The sequence below is a fragment of the Halomonas sp. SS10-MC5 genome, assembly GCF_015992245.1.
Taxonomy (GTDB): domain Bacteria; phylum Pseudomonadota; class Gammaproteobacteria; order Pseudomonadales; family Halomonadaceae; genus Halomonas; species Halomonas sulfidoxydans.
Genome location: NZ_CP065435.1, coordinates 719368 through 737929, shown reverse-complemented (window position 1 = coordinate 737929; position 18562 = coordinate 719368). Strand labels below are relative to the sequence as shown.

The following is an 18562-nucleotide window of genomic DNA, read 5'->3' as shown; positions in this document are numbered from 1 at the left end:
TTTGCATCTCACGGCAAAGCATCGTTCGACGAAAGCCAACGCTCTCGCCTCACATGCTGCGACTCAATGGGTCGACGCGTCGCTCTGACTGGAACTGCGCATGAAGCGCGACAGCATGAAGCCAGCGGCGATCGCCCCGCCCATGAACAGCGCCGGGTGCTGGCGGGTATAGTGACGGGTCTGCTCCATCAATGCCTCCAGGTCGCGCTCGCGTAGATTGCGTGAAAAGGCGTCGGAACGTCTGGCCAACTCGTTGACACAGCCGGAAAAGTACGGCTGCTCCTGACGCTCGAATTCATCGGCCATCTTATGCAGCACCGTGGACACCCTTTCGGCCTGATCGGCCGCGGCCGCCTTCTGACGGTCGAGGAGTCCTTCGGCCTGCTGACGGGCGGCATCACGCAGTTCGTCGCGGGTCTCCTCCGCCTGCTGGCGGATCTCCTCGCGATCGAGGCCGTGCCGATCACTGTCGTTGCCAACGCCAGCTTCCCGGCTCGCGCGGCTATCGGTATCGCTCATTCGCCACCTCCATGTTTTGCCAAGTGTCACTACGCCCTCGGAAGGGCTCCATGCAACCTTGTTCCGTCCAAGGCTCGAAAGCTGTGGTCGACACTCGCAAAATAGTACTCGTGATGGGCCTGTCAATTTCCCGGAGGAGGGAGGGAAAAACGGAACACATGGGTGCAATGAGCGGATAATGAACGTTACCTTTGGCACCCGAAACTCACCGAGGAGAAACGGCACTTACCTGGCAAACACGTCCTCGCCCTTGGGCTCAAGGCTACCGGGTCAGGCCGGCCTGGCGAGCAATGAAATCATCGATCGAGGCGGAATACTCCGGCTCGCTTTCGATAAAGCCGGTGTTGTGACCGCCGCGAATGGTGAGCATCGCCTTGGGTTCGTTGGCGGCGGCGAAGACCGCCTCTCCCTCGGCATAGGGGATGATCTCGTCCTCACGGCTATGAATCACCAACAGCGGCGATTCGATCTGTCTCACGTAGCGCTCGGTGGGATAGTCCAGCGTCGCCAGCCAGCGCACCGGCAGGAAGGGGTAGAGTCGCTGACCCAGCGCCGGTACCGAGCGAAAAGGCGATTCGAGAATGATCGCCGCCGGTTGCTCCTCGGGAGGCAGCGCGGCGGCCAGCTCCGCCGCAACGGCCGCCCCCAGCGAGCGCCCGAACAGCACGATCTCGCCGGCAGGAACCCCCTGCTCGATCAGCCAGCGCCAACCGGCCCGGGCGTCATGCGCCGTTCCCGCTTCGGAGGGGCGGCCTTCGCTGCGGCCGTAACCGCGGTAATCGAGGATCAGCACCGACAGGCCCAAACGATGGAACTGCCGGATAGAGTCGAGACGATGGGAGATGTTGCCGGCATTGCCGTGCAGGAACAGCAGGCTGCCGCGGGCGCTCTCGACGGGAATCCACCAGGCATCCAGGGTCACGCCGTCTGCGGTCGCCAGCTCGATCTGCTGCCATGCCAGGCCGCGGTCGGCGGGAGTGGCGACATGCTCACGTCCCATGTGCGGCAGGTAGAGCAGCCGCTCCTGAAAGAACCAGGCCAGCACCACCACGAGGCCGTAGATGCCAACCAGGGAGGCGATCACGCGCAGCATGGTCCTCCGCCTTCCTCCTCACACGCTAGCCGGCCTGGATAAAGGCCCGATAGGTCTCCCAGGCATCATCCACACCGGCCTCGAGGAAACGTTGCCCATGCTCGACGCTGGCGAGCGTCGGATCGGAGCCCATGCGCCCGTCAGGAAAGCGGCGGCGAAACTCGTCGGCATCGCACTGGGCGCTACCGCGAGGGGCGATGCGCGGCGACATCTCCACCTGCTTGACCGCTTCGGGCCGCGCGAACCAGGAGAGCGCCACCTCCGAGGCGGTGGCGTGGGTGCCCTCGGCCTCGCCGTAGAGCGATTCGGCCAGCTCGCGGACTCGCGGGCCGGCGAACCAGTTGCAGGTGGTGAGGTTGAGCCGGCTGGCTGGCTGGGAGCCGTAACCCAGGCTGCGCTCGGCGTAGATCTCGGCGAAAGCCGCACTCAGGGTCGCAATGTTGCCGCCGTGGCCGTTGAGAAAGAACACATGGGTGAAGCCGTGACGCGCCAACGAGGTCACGGTGTCACGCAGCACGGCAAGCAGCGTGCTGGGGCGCAGGCTGATGGTGCCGGGAAAGGCCAGGTGATGCTGGGCCATGCCCAGGTTCTGGGTCGGCGCCACCAGCACGCCGTGACGCTCGCCGAGCTCCCAGGCAATCGTTTCGGGGCAGATGGCATCGGTGCCCACCAGGCCGTTGGGGCCATGCTGCTCGGTGGAGCCGATCGGCACGATGATGCCGGTCTCGCGCCGCAGGTAGGCCTCGACCTCCTGCCAGGTAGCGTGCTGCAGCCGCATGTCGTCTCCTTATGATCCGCCTTGCCCACCGCTGCGGTCGCAGCCCATCACTCCCGCCTTGGCCCAGTTCTCGCCATCCACTTCCTGGTAGAACACCTGGACGCTCTGCTCGGGAACCCCATAGATCTCGACGAAGGCCTCGGTGATGCGGCGCGCCAGCTCGCGCTTCTGTGCCAGTTCACGCGGGAACTGCTGAATGGTCACGATGGGCATGCGGGCTCCTGTCAGCGCGGGTGGTGGAAAGGTCCATGGTCGGCCCAAAGGCACTTTCCCGCAACCTCATGTGTCCCGCCTGCCCTTCGGCCTCGCTACTCCGGCGACGGGTCGCTGTACTCCATGCGCGACCACAGGCTGCCCTGCAACAGGTCGCACCCCTGCTCGCGCAGGAAATCGGCCTGCAGGCGAGACTCGACCCCGCTCGCCGCCACGCGCACTCCCAGCTCGTGCGCCATCCTGATGACCGAGCGAATGACCGCCTGGCGGCGCGGGTTGTCGAGGCAGCCGACGAGGAACAGCGCATCGAGCTTCAGCGTGTCGATGGGCAGCAGGCCCAGATGCCCCAGCAGGGAATGCCCCTTGCCGAAGCCGTCGAGGGAGAGCCTCACTCCGCACGCCTGGAGCCGCTCGAGCGTCGCGCAGGCGTGCTCGGGATCCTGCATCAGCCCGCCCTCGTTCAGCTCGATCTCGAGCAGCCCCGCGGGCAAGCCGCTCTCGGCGAGCACCTCGCGAACCCGCTCGGCCAGTTGGTCGCCGGCCACGCCTTCGGCCGGCATGCCGACCACCACGCGCAGCCCCGAGCCGGCCTCGTACCAGGAGCGGGCATGGCGGCAGGCCCTAGCCAGTACCCAGGAGCAGATGTCGTGTACCTGATCATTGTCACGCGCGGCAGGCCACCAACGGGCCGCTTCGAGCACGCCGAAACGTGGTGAACACCAGCGCGGCTGGGCCGACACCGCCACCACCTGGCCGCTGCGCGCGCACAGCACGGGGCGATAACGCAGCGCCATCTCGCCGCGCGCCAAGGCATCGCGCAGCTCGCAGCGCAGCGTCATGCGATCGGGACCTTCGTCGAGCAGCTCGGGCGAGAAGACGCAGTGGCGCCTGCTGCCTCCGGCCTGGGCCTTGCGCCGGGCCAGGTTGGCGTGTCGCATCAGTTCGGCGACCGTATCGCCATGGTCGGGGTACAGCGCCAGCCCGATGCAGCAGCTGGCAAAGAGGGTACGCCCGGACAGCTCGATGGGCTGTCGGGTGCGCTCCAGCAGCCGCTCGACGACGGTAACGACCGCCTCCAAGCCGGTCACGTCGGGCAGTGTGGCCATGACCTCATCGCTGTCGAGACGGCTGACACTGCCCTTGAAATCGATGACCTCGCTGACCCGCTGTGCCACCAGGCGCAGGCAGGCATCGCCCATCGGCCTGCCCAGCGAATGGTTGATCTCCTTCAGGCGATCGATGTCGATGTGCAGGATGGCGACCTTCGTGCCCTGTGCGGCGGCGCGATCCAGCAAGGCGGCCAGCTGATGCTCGGCGTGGCGGCGCGTGGCCAGGCCGGTGACGTCATCATGATTGGGCTGATGGGCCGAATCCTGGGATCGGCTCTGAATGGCGAGCTGGCGCATGAGACTCCCTTCCCCACGGGATGCAACGGACCTGTCGAGACATTTACGTGGTCCCTTGAACCGACTGCACTCACGCCAGGGTTGTTGTCGTTATACTCAGTATGCTTCAGATATCATGCCAATCTCATCTCGTCAAAAGGAGTTTTGTAAGTCCGTCAATACCTACTTTAGTCCTTTTTGTAAAAGGCCGGCCATCGGCATGTCCATTGCGGCACAGTCCCATTTACGCAACCAACGTCATTCGTAACACCATGACACAGCAGGTTTCTTTCCCAGTGGCTAGCCTGACCAACAGGACCATGCAGCATCCAGCATCGAACGTCCCAGTATGGAAAGGAAGGAGCCAGACCATGCCCGCCAAATCCGAAGCCCAGCAAATGGCGGCCGGAGCCGCTCTTGCCGCCAAGCGTGGCGAGAAGAAGGTCAGCGAACTCGAAGGTGCGTCCAAACAGATGTATGAATCGATGGACGAAAAGGAACTCGAGAAAATGGCCTCGACCAGCCAGAAGGATAAGCCCACTCACAACCGCAAGTCATGACCTCGCTGACGAGTGGCCGTTTCCTGCCCATGGCGTCTAGGCTTTAGCCATGCCGGGCCATCCGAGCCTGTGCCAGAGAGTCTGTCTGGGAGACGAGCCATGCAGGAACGCGAGGTCGAGGTTGCCGTCATCGGGGCCGGCACGGCCGGTCTGAGCGCCTGGCAGGTGGCCAGGCAGTACCATGAGCGGGTCGTGCTCATCGAAGGGGGCGAGCCCGGCACTACCTGTGCCCGGGTGGGCTGCATGCCGTCCAAGCTGCTCATCGCCGCCGCCGAGTCGGCCCATCAGGCCCGCGAGGCGGCGGGCTTCGGCATCGCGGTCGGGCGGGTCGACGTCGACGGACAGGAAGTCATGGCGCGGGTCAGGCGCCAGCGCGACGCCTTCGTCGAGAGCGTGCTCGACTCGATGCGACGCATCGAGCCCGAGAACCGCCTCTCGGGCCACGCCCGCTTCGAGGATCCGCATACGCTGCGCGTCGGCGACGACCTGCGCCTGCGCGCACGAGCCATCGTCATCGCCACCGGCTCACGTCCCCACAGGCCCAAGGCGTTCGCCCCCGCCGGCGATCGCCTGGTCGACAGCGATGCCGTCTTCGAATGGAACGACCTGCCCGCCTCGCTGGCCGTGTTCGGCCCCGGCATCGTCGGGTTGGAACTCGGCCAGGCGCTCGCTCGCCTGGGAGTACGCCTGCGCATGTTCGGCAAGAGCGGCTCGCTCGGCCCGTTCCAGGACCCGGCGCTACGCGACTATGCCGAGCGCACCTTTGGCGACGAGTTCTACCTCGACCCGGCGGCCCAGGTCGAGACCATCGAGCGCGACGGCGATCAAGTCGCGATCACCTTCCTCGAACGCGGCAGCGGACGCCGCCTGACCGAGCGCTTCGACTACCTGCTGGCCGCCACCGGACGCCGTCCCAACCTCGACCAACTCGACTTGCAGAACGCCGGCGTGGCGCTGGACGACAAGGGCGTGCCCCACTACAACCGCTTCACCATGCAGTGCCGCAGCGCCGACGACGAGAGCGCCGGCAGCCATGTCTTCATCGCCGGGGATGCCAGCCAGGAGCTGCCGCTGCTGCACGAAGCGAACCAGCAGGGGCGCATCGCCGGACACAACGCCGGCCGCTACCCCGAGCGCCGCGCCGGTCGCCGCAGCACGCCGCTGTCGATCGCCTTCACCGATCCGCAGATGGCCACCGTCGGCCTGAGTCGCGATGAGGCAGCGAGCCGCTTCGGCTGCGATGGCGTCGCCGAAGGGGAAGCCACCTTCGAGGACCAGGGCCGCGCGGTGGTGATGCGCCAGAATCGCGGCCTGATGCGCCTCTACGCCGAGCACGGCTCCGGTCAGTTCCTCGGCGCCGAGCTGTTCGGCCCCCGGGTGGAACATATCGCTCACCTGCTGGCCTGGGCGCTGGAGCAGAGGTTGGGCGTCGAGCGGATGCTGGAGATGCCCTACTACCATCCGGTACTGGAGGAAGGGCTGCGCAGCGCCCTGCGAGACCTCAGCAGGGTGCTGCTGCAGGGGCCGGCCATGACCGAGCGCTGCCTCGAGTATGGCCCCGGCGGATAGGCCCGGAACTTCACTCCTCGAACGCCGAGAGCGCCCGCTCGCAGCCCATGCCCACCTGCTCGCCACCGCCCGGGTCGACCCAGGGCAGGATCGCCAGGGGCGGGGCGACGATGGCACCCAGCAGCGACAGGGCACCACGCGCCATCAGCTCCTCGGTGATGACGTTCACCTCCGGATCGCGCAGGGTCCCCTTCAGCTCCACCGGCGAGTTGCCGGTGAACAGGGTGGGGTCGAGATTGTGTCCCTGGAAGGCCATGTCCATCCGCTCGGTGGCCAAGTTGATGGCCCCGGCCCCCTCGAAATGGGCGATCTCGGTGGCCATGAAGAAATTTTCCAGGTCGGCCAGGCCGTCATCGGCCACGAAACGCACGTAGGTACACTCCAGCTGCACCTGGTCCTCCCCGGTGAGCGCCGCCACCAGGGCATTGGCCACGTTGAGCGGCAGGAGTTCGGCGGCGATGATGTCCAGCCAGCCCTGGGACATGGCCAGCTCCAGCTCGCCATCGAGCCCAGCCATCACCTCGTGCATGGAGCGTCCGTGATAGCGGAGGCCGCCGCGCCCACCGATCACCCCAAGGGTATCGCGTGCCACCTCGGGCAGCCCGGCCTCGTCCAGCAGGGCACTGAGGTTGACCTGATCGAGGGCCAGCTGCAGGTCGCCCTCCAGCCCTGCCTGGCGCGCATCCATGACCCAGGCGGCACGAACCCGGCCGCCGCCGAGCCCAACCTGCAATGGATCGACTGTCATCACGCCCTGCTCCAGTTCCAGCGCGAGCGTCAGGTCTTCGAACGGTACATGCTCCGCCTGTACATCGGCTGCCTCGTAGTCGAGCACGATGTCGGTGTTGCGCAGCGCCTCGAGGTTCCATTCGCGATCGGGGAACAGCTTCCCAGTGCGCCGCTCCTCGGCTTCCCACTGCTGCTGCTCGGCGGATTCCGTCTCATCCGGGCCTGTTCCCGGCGACATGCCGAACAGTGGCAACAGGTCGTCCGCCTCGAGCCGCTGCGACTCCAGTGTCGACCAGAGCTTGGGCCGGTCGCCGAAGCGCATGCGCACGTCGCCGGCCACATCACTGTCGCCGAAGCCTCCTTCGAGATCGTCGATGTTGAGCAAATCGTCCCGGTAGCGCAGGTAGCCGCTAACCCGGTACGGCGGCAGCTCGGGCAGGGCGATGCCCGTCAGCTCGGTGAGTTCCGCCGGGCTCGGCCCTTCGAGGCGAACGCGGCCCTCCACCGCCTCGAGGGCGAAGGGCTGCACCGCACTACCGTCGATCCACAACCGGGTATCGCCGCTGGCCAGCTCGCCGGAAACCGGATAGGGCGTTTCGGAATCGGTGAGATCGAGCAGCGGACCGATCAAGAGGTCGAAGGCAAAGGGCTCCTGCTCGTAGCTGCCCTCGCCCACCAGATGGACCCGCTGTCCCTCCACGCCCTCGGTACGCGTGTCGGCACTGAACGAGAGCGCCAGGCCCCAGTGCGGGGCGCGGTAATCCAGGGCGGTGTTCTCGAACAGCAGCCCGCCGTCGACCACGCGGGTATTCAGCTCGCCATCCAGCGTCCCCAGCTGACCGAGCCCGAACGGTGCGAGCGCAGCAGTCAGGTCGATACGCTCGAGCCGCGCCTGCAAGTCGGCCAGCAGGCGCTGTTCCTCCACCTCGAGCCAACCCTGGACGTCCAGCGAGCGCGGCGTCTCCTCGTCGAGCTGCTGCATCGCCTGCAGCCGCGCGATGGAGAGCCGGCCGTCCTCCAGGGTCGCGCTCACGGCCAGATCATGCAGGGTCTGGCCGGCGTAGTGCAGGCGCCCGAGCGTTAGATCGAGATCGGCTTCGTATGCCGTCAAGGCCTCCAGCACTCGGGCCGCGCGCCGGTCCCACTCCTGCCGCGGCTCGTCCTGCGGCGAGGTGGCCTCGCCCTCCCTGGCCTCGAGCAGGCCCCAGCGGTCGAGGTCGAGTGCGTCGGCCTCGAGCTCGGCGGCAAGCCAAGGGGTATCGCGACCGAGATCCAGTGCCAGCCGGCCCTCGAGATGGCTGTCGCCGATCTGCCCCTGGAACGCCTCGACGACGCCGCGACGCTCTTCCAGTTCCAGGTGCAGCCGCCCCTGGAACTGGACCGGGTCGTCCTGGACTTGGCCCTCGCCGCGCACGTCCAGGCTCAGCTCGTCACCGCTCTCCCCCGGGGTTTCGAAGGCGACGTCGAGCTCGATGTCGCGCCCGGCATCGCGATAGACCAGCCGGCCTCGGTCGACGACGAAGGTCTCGGGCCAGAGCGGAATGCCCTGCTCCTCGGTCGGCTCCTCGTCGACCAGATCGTCGATGTTGGTGCTGCCGTCCTCGCGGCGCAGCAGGAGCAGCTGGGGCCGGCGCACACCGACCCGCTCCAGCTCGATCCGTCGCTGGAGCAAGGCACCCACGTCCAGCGTCACCGTCAGCTCATCGAGGCGAGCCATGGGGTCGTCGGCCCACGGCGCGTTGGCCACTTCCACTTCGTCGAGCCGCAGGGTCAGCGGCAAGCCCCAATCGATGGCGTGATCGCCAATCGTCACCTCGCGCCCCAACTGCGTGCTGGCCTGGTCTGCCAGCCAGCCGCGGAACCAGGCGGATTCGAGCAGTAGCACTGCCGCCGCCAGCAGCAGCGCTACCGTCCCCATCGTCATGGCGATTCGCCGAGCGACCTTGTTCACCCCTACCTTCCATGGGTTGTGAGTTGAGATGTTTTCTAACCATGGACACAGACGCGGCCTTGGTCCAATCCTCCCTCTCGCCTGCCCGCCAGCCCCCACCCGGCGGCGCATCGCAGCGCACAGCCGGCCTGCACGCAGCGATCCCTTAGCAAGCCTTCACATTCGCTAACCTGCCCCGGGCCAATAAAGCTTCTATGCTGGAAGCATGGACGTCTCGACCGTGTTACCCACGGTAAACAAGGAGAGACAGCGGGATGTTCCCAGCCGGAACGGGAGGTTCACATGAAAATCTACAAGCCGGAATGGCACTGCACCTTCACCGTGAACGAAGCCGCAGGAACGTCGGCCAACTGGCGAACGAAGCTTGCCTGGCGCATTCGGCGCTGGGCCGACAGGGTCGACGGCAAGGGCCGCACGGTGACGATCGAGTGCAACGTCGAGCCCGCCGTGACCGCCGAGGAGATCGATACCTGCCTGGTCAAGGGCTTCGAGGTCACCCACTCATTGCTCAACCAGCTGGCACAACAGGCAGCCTGCGAGGACGTGATGCGGGATGCCAAGGCCGAGCTCTACGAGCAGGGGCCGCCGCGCTGACGTCGAGGCACACGGCAGGATGCAGGCAAGTCAAGGAGCCGACATGCAGTCACGTTTTTTTACCCTGCGCGACTATCCGACAGGTACGCCGCCGAGAGAGCTGTTCGAACTTCGTCAGCATGAGCTGCCCGCGCTGGACGAAGGTGAGGTGCGCATTCGCAATACCTGGCTCTCGGTAGATCCCTACATGCGCGGCCGCATGAGCGGCGTCAGGACCTATGTCGCTCCTTTCGAGCTGAACGCCCCCATGGAAGGCGCCGCCATCGGCGAGGTGGTCGAGTCGCGCCATACCCGCTTCAAGGCCGGTGACAAGGTGCGCCACATGGCAGGCTGGCGCGACGTCGCCCAGCTCAAGGGCGACGTGCTCGAGTCCCTGCCCGACATGGACGTGCCCGACCAGGCCTACCTGGGGGTGCTCGGCATGCCGGGGATGACCGCCTGGACGGGGCTCAACCGCATCGCCAACCTGCGCGAGGGCGACAACGTGCTGGTCAGCGCGGCCAGCGGCGCCGTCGGCTCGCTCGCGGTACAGCTGGCCAAGGCCAAGGGCGGCACCGTGGTCGGCATCGCCGGCGCAGCGGACAAGCTGGAATGGCTGGAACAACGCGACATTCACGCCGTGAGCTACAAGGGCAAGGATGCCCGGCAGCTCGGCGCCGACCTGGAGGACGCCTGCCCCGAGGGCTTCGACGTCTACTTCGAGAATGTCGGCGGTGACTGCCTGGAGGCAGCGCTGGACCACCTCAAGGTCGGGGCGCGTATCGCCATCTGTGGGCTGATCTCGCGCTACAACAGCGAAGCCCCCGACCGCGGCCCGAGCAACCTGGCGAACCTGCTGGTCCAGCGCGCCCGCATGCAGGGCTTCATCGTCGCCGACCACTGGACCGAATATCCCCATTTCCTCGAGGAGGTCGGCCCCCGTGTTGCTCGCGGCGAGATCGACTACGCAGAAACCGTCGAGGAGGGGCTGGAGCGTACCCCCGACGCCTTCCTCAAGCTCTTCGAGGGCGCCAATCGAGGCAAGATGCTGATACGGCTCTGACCCGGCGGCGGAGGCGGAAACGCGCTGCAACTTCGCCCACTGCCGTTACCAAAATCCAGCCAAGGGTTACCTTGATCCGCTTGGCTTATTCTTCGCCTTCTTCCTAGGCTGCAAAACCCGACCCCGTCGTACCCGCCAAGACAGAGGAGGTGAAGGATGAGCGATACCGGCCTCGATGTGTTTCACAAGACACTGCAGAAGACTCACATCTGGCTCGATGAGCTGATGCAAGAGCGACCTAACTGCAGCAAGCAGGAAGCCTGGCATACGCTTTGCGCTACCTTGCGCACCCTGCGGGACAAGCTGCCGGCCGACTTGGCGGCCCATTTCGCGGCTCAACTGCCGCTGCTGCTTCGCGGCGCCTTTTACGAGCAGTACGACCCGGCCCAGCAGCCCATGCCACTGCGCAGCCAGGAGGAGTTCCTCCAACAAGTGCAGTCGACGCCGGGGATGATCGAACGAGTCGATGCCGATACGGTTTCCGCAGTGCTACGCGTCGTGTCGCGCCAGGTCGACCCGGGCCTGACCGATAAGCTGCGCCAGGCACTGTCGGAAGAGACTCGCTCGCTCTGGGCCGCCTGAGCCAGAGCCGACTCGCGCGAGCCCCAGCACCCGGGCTCTGCATCCCGGGTCATTGAGCCGAGGTTGAGACCCAACCAACGGCTACTTTCGCCCCCCCATGCCTCCCTAGCCTCTCAAGGTTCTTCCGTCAGCGCCGATAAGCAAGGAACGCGCTCCGGTTCGCATGGTCACGAAGCTGCCGGGTTGCATCTGGCAGACGTAGCGAAGCGGCACAGCTCGTGAAAGTCCAGTATAAGTTTGGTATTCTTAGAAACGTAGTCTTGTCGAAGGAAACGGAGTCATACACCACGATCGATCATTCATAACCAAGCCAGTACAGGAGGTACTCATGCGAGTCTACAAACCTGAGTGGCGATGCACGTTCAGCGTGAACGAAGGCAGGGAAGAGACGAGCGGCTGGCGCGAGCGCCTCGCCTGGCTGATTCGCAGCCTCGCCGACAAGCTGGACGGACGTGGCAGAACGATCAAGATCGACTACAACGTGATACCCCACTTGAGTCGCGAAGAGGTGGACATCTGTCTCGGCAAGGGCTTCGCCGTGACCCAGAGCCTGCTGACCCAGCTCGCCCACCAGGCCGCCTGCGAGGACGTCATGCGCCAGGCCAAGGCCGAACTGTTCGAGGAGCATCCGCAGCGCTGAACTCCTACAGCACGGCACCACGCCCCTTTCGGCCACCGCCGGACGGGGCGTCTTTGCGTAAGGCGGCAGCGGTGACAGGTTCCGTTACAAATTTTCATGCTGCGTCGCAGCAAAAACCATCTACGCTGTGGGTGTCGTCCCTCAGGAGGACCAACCCATGACGCAGATCCACCATCCCGTTTCCGCTCGCCACGACGACGAAGTGCTCCACTTCTGGGCCGCCCTTGCTCTCCAACAGCAGAAGGCCGAGGAAGCAATTCGCCGATACTTGTGTGACAAGGCCCAGCAGGCCACCCCATACCCAGGCTCTGGTGCCTAGAATAGCCTTGAGGGCTGACTCAACTGCGGCCGGGCCGGCCGCCTCGGCGGGGGGACATAGGTTGAAACAGGGCCATAACGTCATCGCTCACGCCACGGGAATCGAGGGCCTGGTGGCGATGAGCCTGGCATCGGACCGGGCCTTTCCCCGCCACTCCCACGATCAATACGGCATCGGCGTCATCGCCACTGGCGGACAGCGCTCCTGGAGCGGTGTCGGGCAGGTGGAGGCCTTGGCCGGCGACCTCATCACGGTCAACCCTGGCGAGATGCACGACGGTGTACCGCTCGGGGGAACCCGGCGGGCCTGGCACATGCTCTACTTCGACCCGCCGCTGGTTCGGCAGCTCATCGGAGGCCCCGACTCGCCGATGGAAATGTCCCGCCCCACGCTCAACGATCCCCTGCTCCTCGGGCTGATGCATCAACTGTTCCGCCGGCTTGACGCGGTGCCGGGGGACGAGCTCGGCCTGGAGGAGAGCTGCTGCCAACTGTTCGGCGCGGCTTTCTCTCGCCATGGTTCCCGTCGCTTCGACCCCGGTTTTCCGGACAATATCGCCAGGGTGCGCGAACGTCTCGACGACGCCCCGCAGCAGGCCGTCACCCTGAGCGAGCTGGCCGAGCTGGCGGGCCTGAGCCGCTTTCAGCTACTGCGCGGCTTCTCGCGAGCGCTGGGCATCACGCCGCACGCCTACCTGCTGCAGCGGCGAGTCCTGCTCGCCAGGCGCTTGATCGCCACCGGCCAGGCACTGAGCCAGGCTGCCCTGGAGGCGGGGTTCTCCGACCAGAGCCACATGAGCCGGGCCTTCAGCCGCCAGTTCGGGCTCTCCCCGGGGCGCTACCGCCACGCCCTCCGTCAGCCCTGAGGCTGCAATTCCGTTCAAGACCCGACCGGGCGGCAGTGCCACGCTGGCGAGACATCGTCATCGGAGCCTGCCCCATGTCCCTCGAGTATCTGTTGACCTCACTCGTCGTCGTCGCCTCACCCGGCACCGGGGTGCTCTACACCCTCGCCAGTGGACTTGCGCATGGCAGGCGTGCCAGCACGCTGGCTGCCTTCGGCTGCACTCTCGGTATCGTGCCGCACATGCTCGCCGCCACCACCGGGCTTGCCTCGCTGCTGCATGCCAGCGCCACGGCGTTCCACTGGCTCAAGCTACTTGGCGTCGTCTACCTGCTCCACCTCGCCTGGAGCGTGCTGAGGGAGCACGGGATCACCCCTGCCACCGCCAATCCGGCGCCCCTGCCGGCCAAGCGCCTGATCGGCAACGGCGTGCTGATCAACCTGCTCAACCCCAAGCTCACCCTGTTCTTTTTCGCCTTCCTGCCGCAGTTCGTCGATACCGGGCGTCCGCTGCTCGCGCAAATGCTCGAATTGAGCCTCGCGTTCATGCTGCTGACATTTACGGTGTTTATGGTCTACGGCGTCAGCGCGGCTGCCGCACGTCAGCGGGTCCTGGCACGCCCTCGGGCGCTGGCCTGGCTGCGGCGCGCTTTTGCGGCGAGTTTCCTCGCCCTGGCGGTGCGCCTGGCGATGACGGAGCGCTAGCCCGCGCCGCCGCGCATGGCTACGCTCAAGTCTGGCTCCTGGCTGTACCGTGGAGCCCACGCCAACAAGGAAGAAGCGAGACTACGCCATGCACAAGACTCTCTCCACCCTGGCCTGCCTGGGGCTGCTGGCCGCCGGCTCGGCGTCGGCCCAGGAAGCGATCGACAACGCTCCCGAGTGGAACGATGCCCTGCTGAAGGCGGCACGCCAGGTCACGTTCGGCCCGCGCCCGCTGTTTCTGGCCAACGACATGAGCGACGAGACCGAGCGCGAGCGCGAACTCAAGACCAAGCTGCTGGAGTGCGCCGCCCGGGCTACCAACTGGCAGCCCTCGGATCTCGTTATCGCCCACCGCGGCGCACCGCTGCAATTTCCCGAGCACACGCTGGAATCCTACCTGGCGGGCGCTCAGGGCGGTGCGGGAATCATGGAGTGCGACGTGACCTTCACCAGCGACAATGAGCTGGTGTGCCGCCACTCCCAGTGCGACCTGCATACCACCACCAACATCGTCGAAACCGAACTCGCCGAGAAGTGCAGCGTGCCACCGGAAATCGACCCGCAGAGCGGCGAGTTGACCAACGCCGCCGAGATTCGCTGCTGTACCAGCGACATCACCCTGGCCGAGTTCCGTACCCTGCGCGGCACCATGGAAGGCGCCAACCTGGAAGCACGCAGCCTCGAGGCGTACCTGGACGGCAACCCGCCCTGGCGCAGCGACCTCTACGCCACGCGCGGCACCCTGATGAGCCACGCCGACAGCATCGCGCTATTCAGTGAATTAGGCGTAAAGATGACGCCCGAGCTCAAGGCACCGGAGGTGGAGATGCCTTTCAACGGCATGAGCCAGGAGGATTATGCGCAGAAGATGATTGACGAATACAAGGCCGCCGACGTCTCCCCGGGTGTCGTCTTCGCCCAGTCGTTCAATCTCGACGACGTGCGCTACTGGATCGAGAACGAACCCGAGTTCGGCGAGCAGGCCGTCTACCTGGATGGGCGTTACGACCAGGAGGGCTTCGATCATACCGACCCCGACACCTGGTCGCCGAGCATGGAGGAGTTGGCCGAACAGGGCGTGCGTATCCTGGCGCCACCGATGTGGATGCTGCTCGAGGCCAATCCGGATTTCGACGCAGACGATAGCCGCCTCGTGCCCTCCGAGTACGCCCGGCACGCCAGGGAGGCAGGACTCGAGCTGATCACCTGGACCCTCGAGCGCTCGGGTCCGCTGGCCGACGGTGGCCAGTGGTATCACCAGAGCACCGAAGATGTGATTCGCCGCGAAGGCGACAAGCTGATCACCCTCGATGCGCTGGTCCAGGATGTCGGCGTGATCGGCGTGTTCAGCGACTGGCCGGCCACCGTGAGCCTCTATGCCAACTGCATCGCACCGCGCGGCTGAACGTCGGGGCCAGCTGGCGGTTCAACCTGCCGGCTGGCCATTCTGCCCGTTGCGCTGCCCATCCGCCGAAGTGGCGGCCGGCGTGAAATGCAACGAGCGCACCCGCCACTCCCCGTTCTCCTTCTGCCACAACTCACTGAAGTTGAGATGGTACCGGACCCGACCCTCATCGAGGATCCGCACCTGACCGTAGACCGCCACGGCCTCGCCCAGCGGCACCAGCTTCAAAACGAGATCCTCCGCCCGGCTACCACGGGCAAACCACTGGTCGGCCGCAACGGCTTCGGCAATCCCGCCGAGTTGATCGAGCTTGCCCCGCAGGCCGGCTTCGTCGATCAGGACGAAATCGTCGAGCTGAACATGGTCCAGCTGACCGACGTTTCCATCGATGTAGGCGGCGTACCACTGCCGCCGCGTCTCTAGCAGTCTTTCGTGCACCGTGTCCTCCATAAGCCCAGCTCTTGGACGGGTACCGCCCACCGTGGATTCAGCAGGCTTAGGAAGATACCCATACTAGACCAGAGCCACGGATGTACCATCAGACATCAGCGCCAAAGTGTGTAAGCCATGTCGTACATCAAGCAAATGGCTACCTCGAATGACCGAAGCGCACCGACTAGAGAGCTCCCCGAATACGCTCGGCGTTCTCCGCCAGCTCCTCCGGCTGCGCCTGGGGCAACCCTTCGAGGCGAATGTCCTGCATCGCGTCGATCGGCACCAGGTGCAGGTGCACGTGGGGGACCTCGAGGCCGACGATCATCATTCCCACGCGCTCGCAGGGAAAGGCCCGCTTGAGCGCCTTCGCCAATTTCTGCGACACCGTCATGAGATGCGCGCCCAGTTCGACCGGCATGTCGTCCCAGTGGTCGATCTCCTCGCGCGGAATCACCAGCAGGTGGCCGGGTTTCATGGGGTTGAGGGTCATGATCGCCACGCACTGCTCGTCGGACCAGACGAACTCGCCGGGCAGCTCGCCATGGATGATACGGCTGAAGACACTCGCCATTTCAGTTCTCCCTGTCAGCAAAGGCGGTGGGTCAAGCTGGCAGTCTCGCCCGAGCGACGCCTGCGGTCCAGCCTCCCTGCGCATCGGGCTTCGCCGGTCAGGAATACGCTACCTTCTGCCTGATCCGCTCGTCAGAAGCCATTCACCCGCCCCATGTCTCCAAAATGCGACACGCAACATACTGTTTTTCTATTGTTTTCCTAGAACACGCAATAGATGTCTCCAAATACCAACAATCTGCCCCCTCATTCCGGCCCCGATTGACCTCGCCCTCCGCCCTGAGTCGCACCAAAGCATTACTAAAACACTGTTTTTTAAACAAGTCGTGTAAACATGGCACTGTTCTCGCTTACCATAAGGCAATGGCAAGGCATGACGAGACAGACACGGCATCACGGTCACCGCTCGTCACTCAGGCGCTTGCAGCGTCACGGACTGACGCGGCACGGGTTGGACCCCGGCAAGCAAGCGGCATTCGCTTCCACCGGCCTAAGGCACGCTCTTGCGATGAGTTAGCACTATCCTTTAGTTCCCTGCGTACTTGGGCCGCTCTGCGGCCCTTTTTTTAGCCGCAAGATGCGCAGCAGAACGCAAGGATGCCGCAAAGCGCTAGCTGGCCAGAGTCGCCACCCTGCTTCGGACAGTCCCCGAACGGCCCAGGAACGAGACGAACGCCATGCATACGAAGCCCAAGTCATTAAGCAGTGGTACCTCTCTTCTCGCCGGAAGCGCGCTGGCGGTTGCCCTGCTGCTCGACGCCGCACTCTCCCTCAATGGCCTCGTGCCCGAACAGGCCGCTCTCTTCCCCAGTGCCGCCGCCTCCCTGGAAGCTCTGGCGGGGAGCGTGCTGCCTCCCGGAAGAGTGCTTGCCGGCTTCGCCAGCGGTATCGCCCTCGCACTGGCCGTGATCATGCTGCCGATGCACCGGGTATACCGCTCCCGCGAAGCGCGACTGCTGCAGGAGCGAGAGCGCCTCGCGGCGCAGAATGCGAAACTCGTTCGCCAGGCCGCCAGCGACGGCCTGCTGGGCATCGCTAACCGCCGCGAATTCGAGCGCGTGCTGAAACTGGAATGGCGCCGTGCGGCACGCGAGCGCCAGCCGCTCAGCCTGCTGATGATCGACATCGACTGCTTCAAGCTTTTCAACGACAGCTATGGCCACCAGGCCGGCGATACCTGTCTGCGCGGCGTAGCTGACGTGCTTCGCAACGCTGCCGCCCGGCCGGGGGACATGGTGGCACGCTATGGCGGCGAGGAGATGGTAGTACTGATGCCGCATACCAGCTTGGAGGGCGCCGTACGCATGGCCGAACGCATCCATGCCATGCTGGCTGAACACCCCCTTCCCTTCGCCGCCTCTCCCGTCGCGGAGCATGTCACCGTCAGCATCGGTGTCTCCTCGATGCTGCCGGTGCGCAATGCCGACCGCTCGGTGCTGGTCCAACAGGCCGACGAAGGCCTCTATGCGGCAAAGGAGAGCGGGCGCAACCGCACGGCGGTCGTGCCGAACCTGCGCCTCATCGCAGAGGAAGAGTCGCGGGCCTGGATCCATCGCGCCCAGGGTACCTGAGACCTGACGCAAACCAGCCGCACCGGCCGAAACTGTGGCCAACTTGATGAAACCGCGCAGCACGATCCGCTCGTCCAAGGTGCCGCGGCGACCCACCGTACGACCACGGCACGCCCATGGCGCGACATGCGATTCGATCAGCGCCCAACGCCGCCCAACGCGACGGCTTCTCCTGTGAACGGAAGCAAAGCGCACGGCTTGGGTTGCCCTACGCGACCATCACGGGTACTATCCCTAACGCTCACCGGCACCTCATCGATGAAAGCGATAACCGCCACACGATAACCTGAGGTAATACCATGGGAGCTCGACTCAAGAAGTTGCTCGCTTGTTGCCTGGCAGGATTGTTCGCGGTATCCGCCGCCAATGCCCTGGCCCACGAGGCCGAAGTCCAGGAAGAAGGCATCGCCTCCTTCTACAGCGACCGCTTCCAGGGCGCCACCACCGCCAGCGGCGACCCTTTCGATCAGCAGGCCCTGACGGCCGCCCATCCCAGCCTACCCTTGGGCACCAAGGTGCTCGTTACCCGGGCGGATACGGGGCAGGAAGTGGAAGTGCTGATCAATGATCGCGGCCCCTATGTCCAGGGGCGGATCATCGATCTCTCCAAACGTGCCGCCCGCGAGCTCGGCATGCTGAGGCGAGGCACCGCCCCGGTCATGGTCACCGTGCGATAGACCTTCGTGCCGCACCGCCGCACCGCCTCGACGGCGGTGCCGGATCACGCACCTCTTCACCCGCGCTTCAGTTCCTTCAGCCTCGGCCGATAATGCAGATAAGCGTTTGGCGAGGGGCATCGCGGCGCTTGTTTGTCCGAGTGACGCAGGGGGGAACGTGATGACTAACATGCTGAATATTACGGGAACTTCTCCCGGCGAGGTGGTGCAACCACGCCTCAACGAAGCACTCTGCAAGCGCTTGGTCATGGCCAAGATACAGCTCGACCGCCTGGAGGGCGATGGATCCTGCAAGGACCTGAGCGCCCTCAGTGCGGCCCGCGTGGAGTTCGCCCTTGCTTCACGGGCATTGGCCGACGCTCTCATCGCGCAGGAGGAATGA

At 65.3% G+C, this 18562-nt stretch carries 21 protein-coding genes; 13 read left to right on the top strand and 8 right to left on the bottom strand.

From position 1 onward, the window contains the following. Positions 1-63 precede the first annotated feature (63 nt). The 5 genes from I4484_RS03430 to I4484_RS03410 form a co-directional block, all read right to left on the bottom strand. Positions 64-519: a hypothetical protein gene (locus I4484_RS03430; protein ID WP_197449631.1), complete on the bottom strand. Its 456-nt coding sequence runs from the start codon at positions 517-519 to the stop codon at positions 64-66. A 262-nt stretch (positions 520-781) separates the two neighbouring features. Next, entirely contained in the window at positions 782-1612 is an 831-nt protein-coding gene (locus tag I4484_RS03425; RefSeq protein WP_197449630.1) for an alpha/beta hydrolase, read from the bottom strand. Positions 1613-1637: 25 nt separating this feature from the next. After that, positions 1638-2390, bottom strand: coding sequence for a creatininase family protein (locus I4484_RS03420; protein WP_197449629.1), 753 nt, complete (start codon positions 2388-2390; stop codon positions 1638-1640). A 9-nt stretch (positions 2391-2399) separates the two neighbouring features. Continuing rightward, positions 2400-2603: a 4-oxalocrotonate tautomerase family protein gene (locus tag I4484_RS03415; RefSeq protein ID WP_197449628.1), complete on the bottom strand. Its 204-nt coding sequence runs from the start codon at positions 2601-2603 to the stop codon at positions 2400-2402. 95 nt (positions 2604-2698) lie between these two features. Next, positions 2699-4009 carry a bifunctional diguanylate cyclase/phosphodiesterase gene (locus I4484_RS03410; protein ID WP_197449627.1) on the bottom strand — a complete coding sequence of 437 codons (1311 nt, stop codon included), beginning with the start codon at positions 4007-4009 and terminating at the stop codon, positions 2699-2701. A gap of 350 nt (positions 4010-4359) precedes the next feature. Here I4484_RS03410 and I4484_RS03405 point away from each other — a divergent pair, with 350 nt between their 5' ends. Together I4484_RS03405 and I4484_RS03400 are read left to right on the top strand one after the other, a co-directional pair. Beyond that, positions 4360-4548 (top strand): DUF3008 family protein, encoded by a 189-nt coding sequence (locus tag I4484_RS03405; protein WP_159549396.1) that lies wholly within the window; start codon positions 4360-4362, stop codon positions 4546-4548. A gap of 99 nt (positions 4549-4647) precedes the next feature. Continuing rightward, entirely contained in the window at positions 4648-6117 is a 1470-nt protein-coding gene (locus I4484_RS03400) for a dihydrolipoyl dehydrogenase (protein ID WP_197449626.1), read from the top strand. 10 nt (positions 6118-6127) lie between these two features. Here the strand turns inward: I4484_RS03400 and I4484_RS03395 are convergent, their stop codons facing one another. Beyond that, positions 6128-8797, bottom strand: coding sequence for an AsmA family protein (locus tag I4484_RS03395; RefSeq protein ID WP_197449625.1), 2670 nt, complete (start codon positions 8795-8797; stop codon positions 6128-6130). A 282-nt stretch (positions 8798-9079) separates the two neighbouring features. Here I4484_RS03395 and I4484_RS03390 point away from each other — a divergent pair, with 282 nt between their 5' ends. From I4484_RS03390 to I4484_RS03355, 8 genes are all read left to right on the top strand, one after another. Further along, positions 9080-9391 (top strand): hypothetical protein, encoded by a 312-nt coding sequence (locus I4484_RS03390; RefSeq protein WP_197449624.1) that lies wholly within the window; start codon positions 9080-9082, stop codon positions 9389-9391. A gap of 43 nt (positions 9392-9434) precedes the next feature. Beyond that, positions 9435-10433, top strand: coding sequence for an NADP-dependent oxidoreductase (locus tag I4484_RS03385; protein WP_197449623.1), 999 nt, complete (start codon positions 9435-9437; stop codon positions 10431-10433). Between the two features lie 156 nt (positions 10434-10589). Then, positions 10590-11015 (top strand): DUF2267 domain-containing protein, encoded by a 426-nt coding sequence (locus I4484_RS03380; protein ID WP_197449622.1) that lies wholly within the window; start codon positions 10590-10592, stop codon positions 11013-11015. A gap of 328 nt (positions 11016-11343) precedes the next feature. Further along, positions 11344-11655 carry a hypothetical protein gene (locus I4484_RS03375; RefSeq protein WP_197449621.1) on the top strand — a complete coding sequence of 104 codons (312 nt, stop codon included), beginning with the start codon at positions 11344-11346 and terminating at the stop codon, positions 11653-11655. Positions 11656-11812: 157 nt separating this feature from the next. Further along, the gene (locus I4484_RS03370; RefSeq protein ID WP_197449620.1) at positions 11813-11974 is read left to right on the top strand and encodes a hypothetical protein; all 162 of its coding nucleotides are present in this window, start codon (positions 11813-11815) and stop codon (positions 11972-11974) included. Positions 11975-12035: 61 nt separating this feature from the next. Then, complete coding sequence (locus tag I4484_RS03365) at positions 12036-12839, top strand: AraC family transcriptional regulator (protein WP_234283616.1); 804 nt, start codon at positions 12036-12038, stop codon at positions 12837-12839. 74 nt (positions 12840-12913) lie between these two features. After that, entirely contained in the window at positions 12914-13522 is a 609-nt protein-coding gene (locus tag I4484_RS03360; protein WP_197449619.1) for a LysE family translocator, read from the top strand. A gap of 88 nt (positions 13523-13610) precedes the next feature. Continuing rightward, positions 13611-14927, top strand: coding sequence for a glycerophosphodiester phosphodiesterase family protein (locus I4484_RS03355; RefSeq protein ID WP_197449618.1), 1317 nt, complete (start codon positions 13611-13613; stop codon positions 14925-14927). A gap of 21 nt (positions 14928-14948) precedes the next feature. Here the strand turns inward: I4484_RS03355 and I4484_RS03350 are convergent, their stop codons facing one another. Both I4484_RS03350 and I4484_RS03345 read right to left on the bottom strand, forming a co-directional pair. Continuing rightward, positions 14949-15377: a nuclear transport factor 2 family protein gene (locus tag I4484_RS03350; protein WP_197449617.1), complete on the bottom strand. Its 429-nt coding sequence runs from the start codon at positions 15375-15377 to the stop codon at positions 14949-14951. A 166-nt stretch (positions 15378-15543) separates the two neighbouring features. Then, positions 15544-15933 carry an HIT family protein gene (locus tag I4484_RS03345; protein WP_197449616.1) on the bottom strand — a complete coding sequence of 130 codons (390 nt, stop codon included), beginning with the start codon at positions 15931-15933 and terminating at the stop codon, positions 15544-15546. Between the two features lie 676 nt (positions 15934-16609). On the opposite strand from I4484_RS03345, the gene I4484_RS03340 reads away from it, so the two are divergent. The 3 genes from I4484_RS03340 to I4484_RS03330 all read left to right on the top strand — a co-directional run bounded on the left by I4484_RS03340 (position 16610) and on the right by I4484_RS03330 (position 18562). Then, positions 16610-17503, top strand: coding sequence for a diguanylate cyclase (locus tag I4484_RS03340; protein ID WP_197449615.1), 894 nt, complete (start codon positions 16610-16612; stop codon positions 17501-17503). 299 nt (positions 17504-17802) lie between these two features. Continuing rightward, positions 17803-18180 carry a septal ring lytic transglycosylase RlpA family protein gene (locus I4484_RS03335; RefSeq protein ID WP_197449614.1) on the top strand — a complete coding sequence of 126 codons (378 nt, stop codon included), beginning with the start codon at positions 17803-17805 and terminating at the stop codon, positions 18178-18180. A gap of 160 nt (positions 18181-18340) precedes the next feature. Beyond that, a complete protein-coding gene (locus tag I4484_RS03330; RefSeq protein WP_197449613.1) occupies positions 18341-18562 on the top strand; it encodes a hypothetical protein in 222 nt (73 codons plus the stop codon).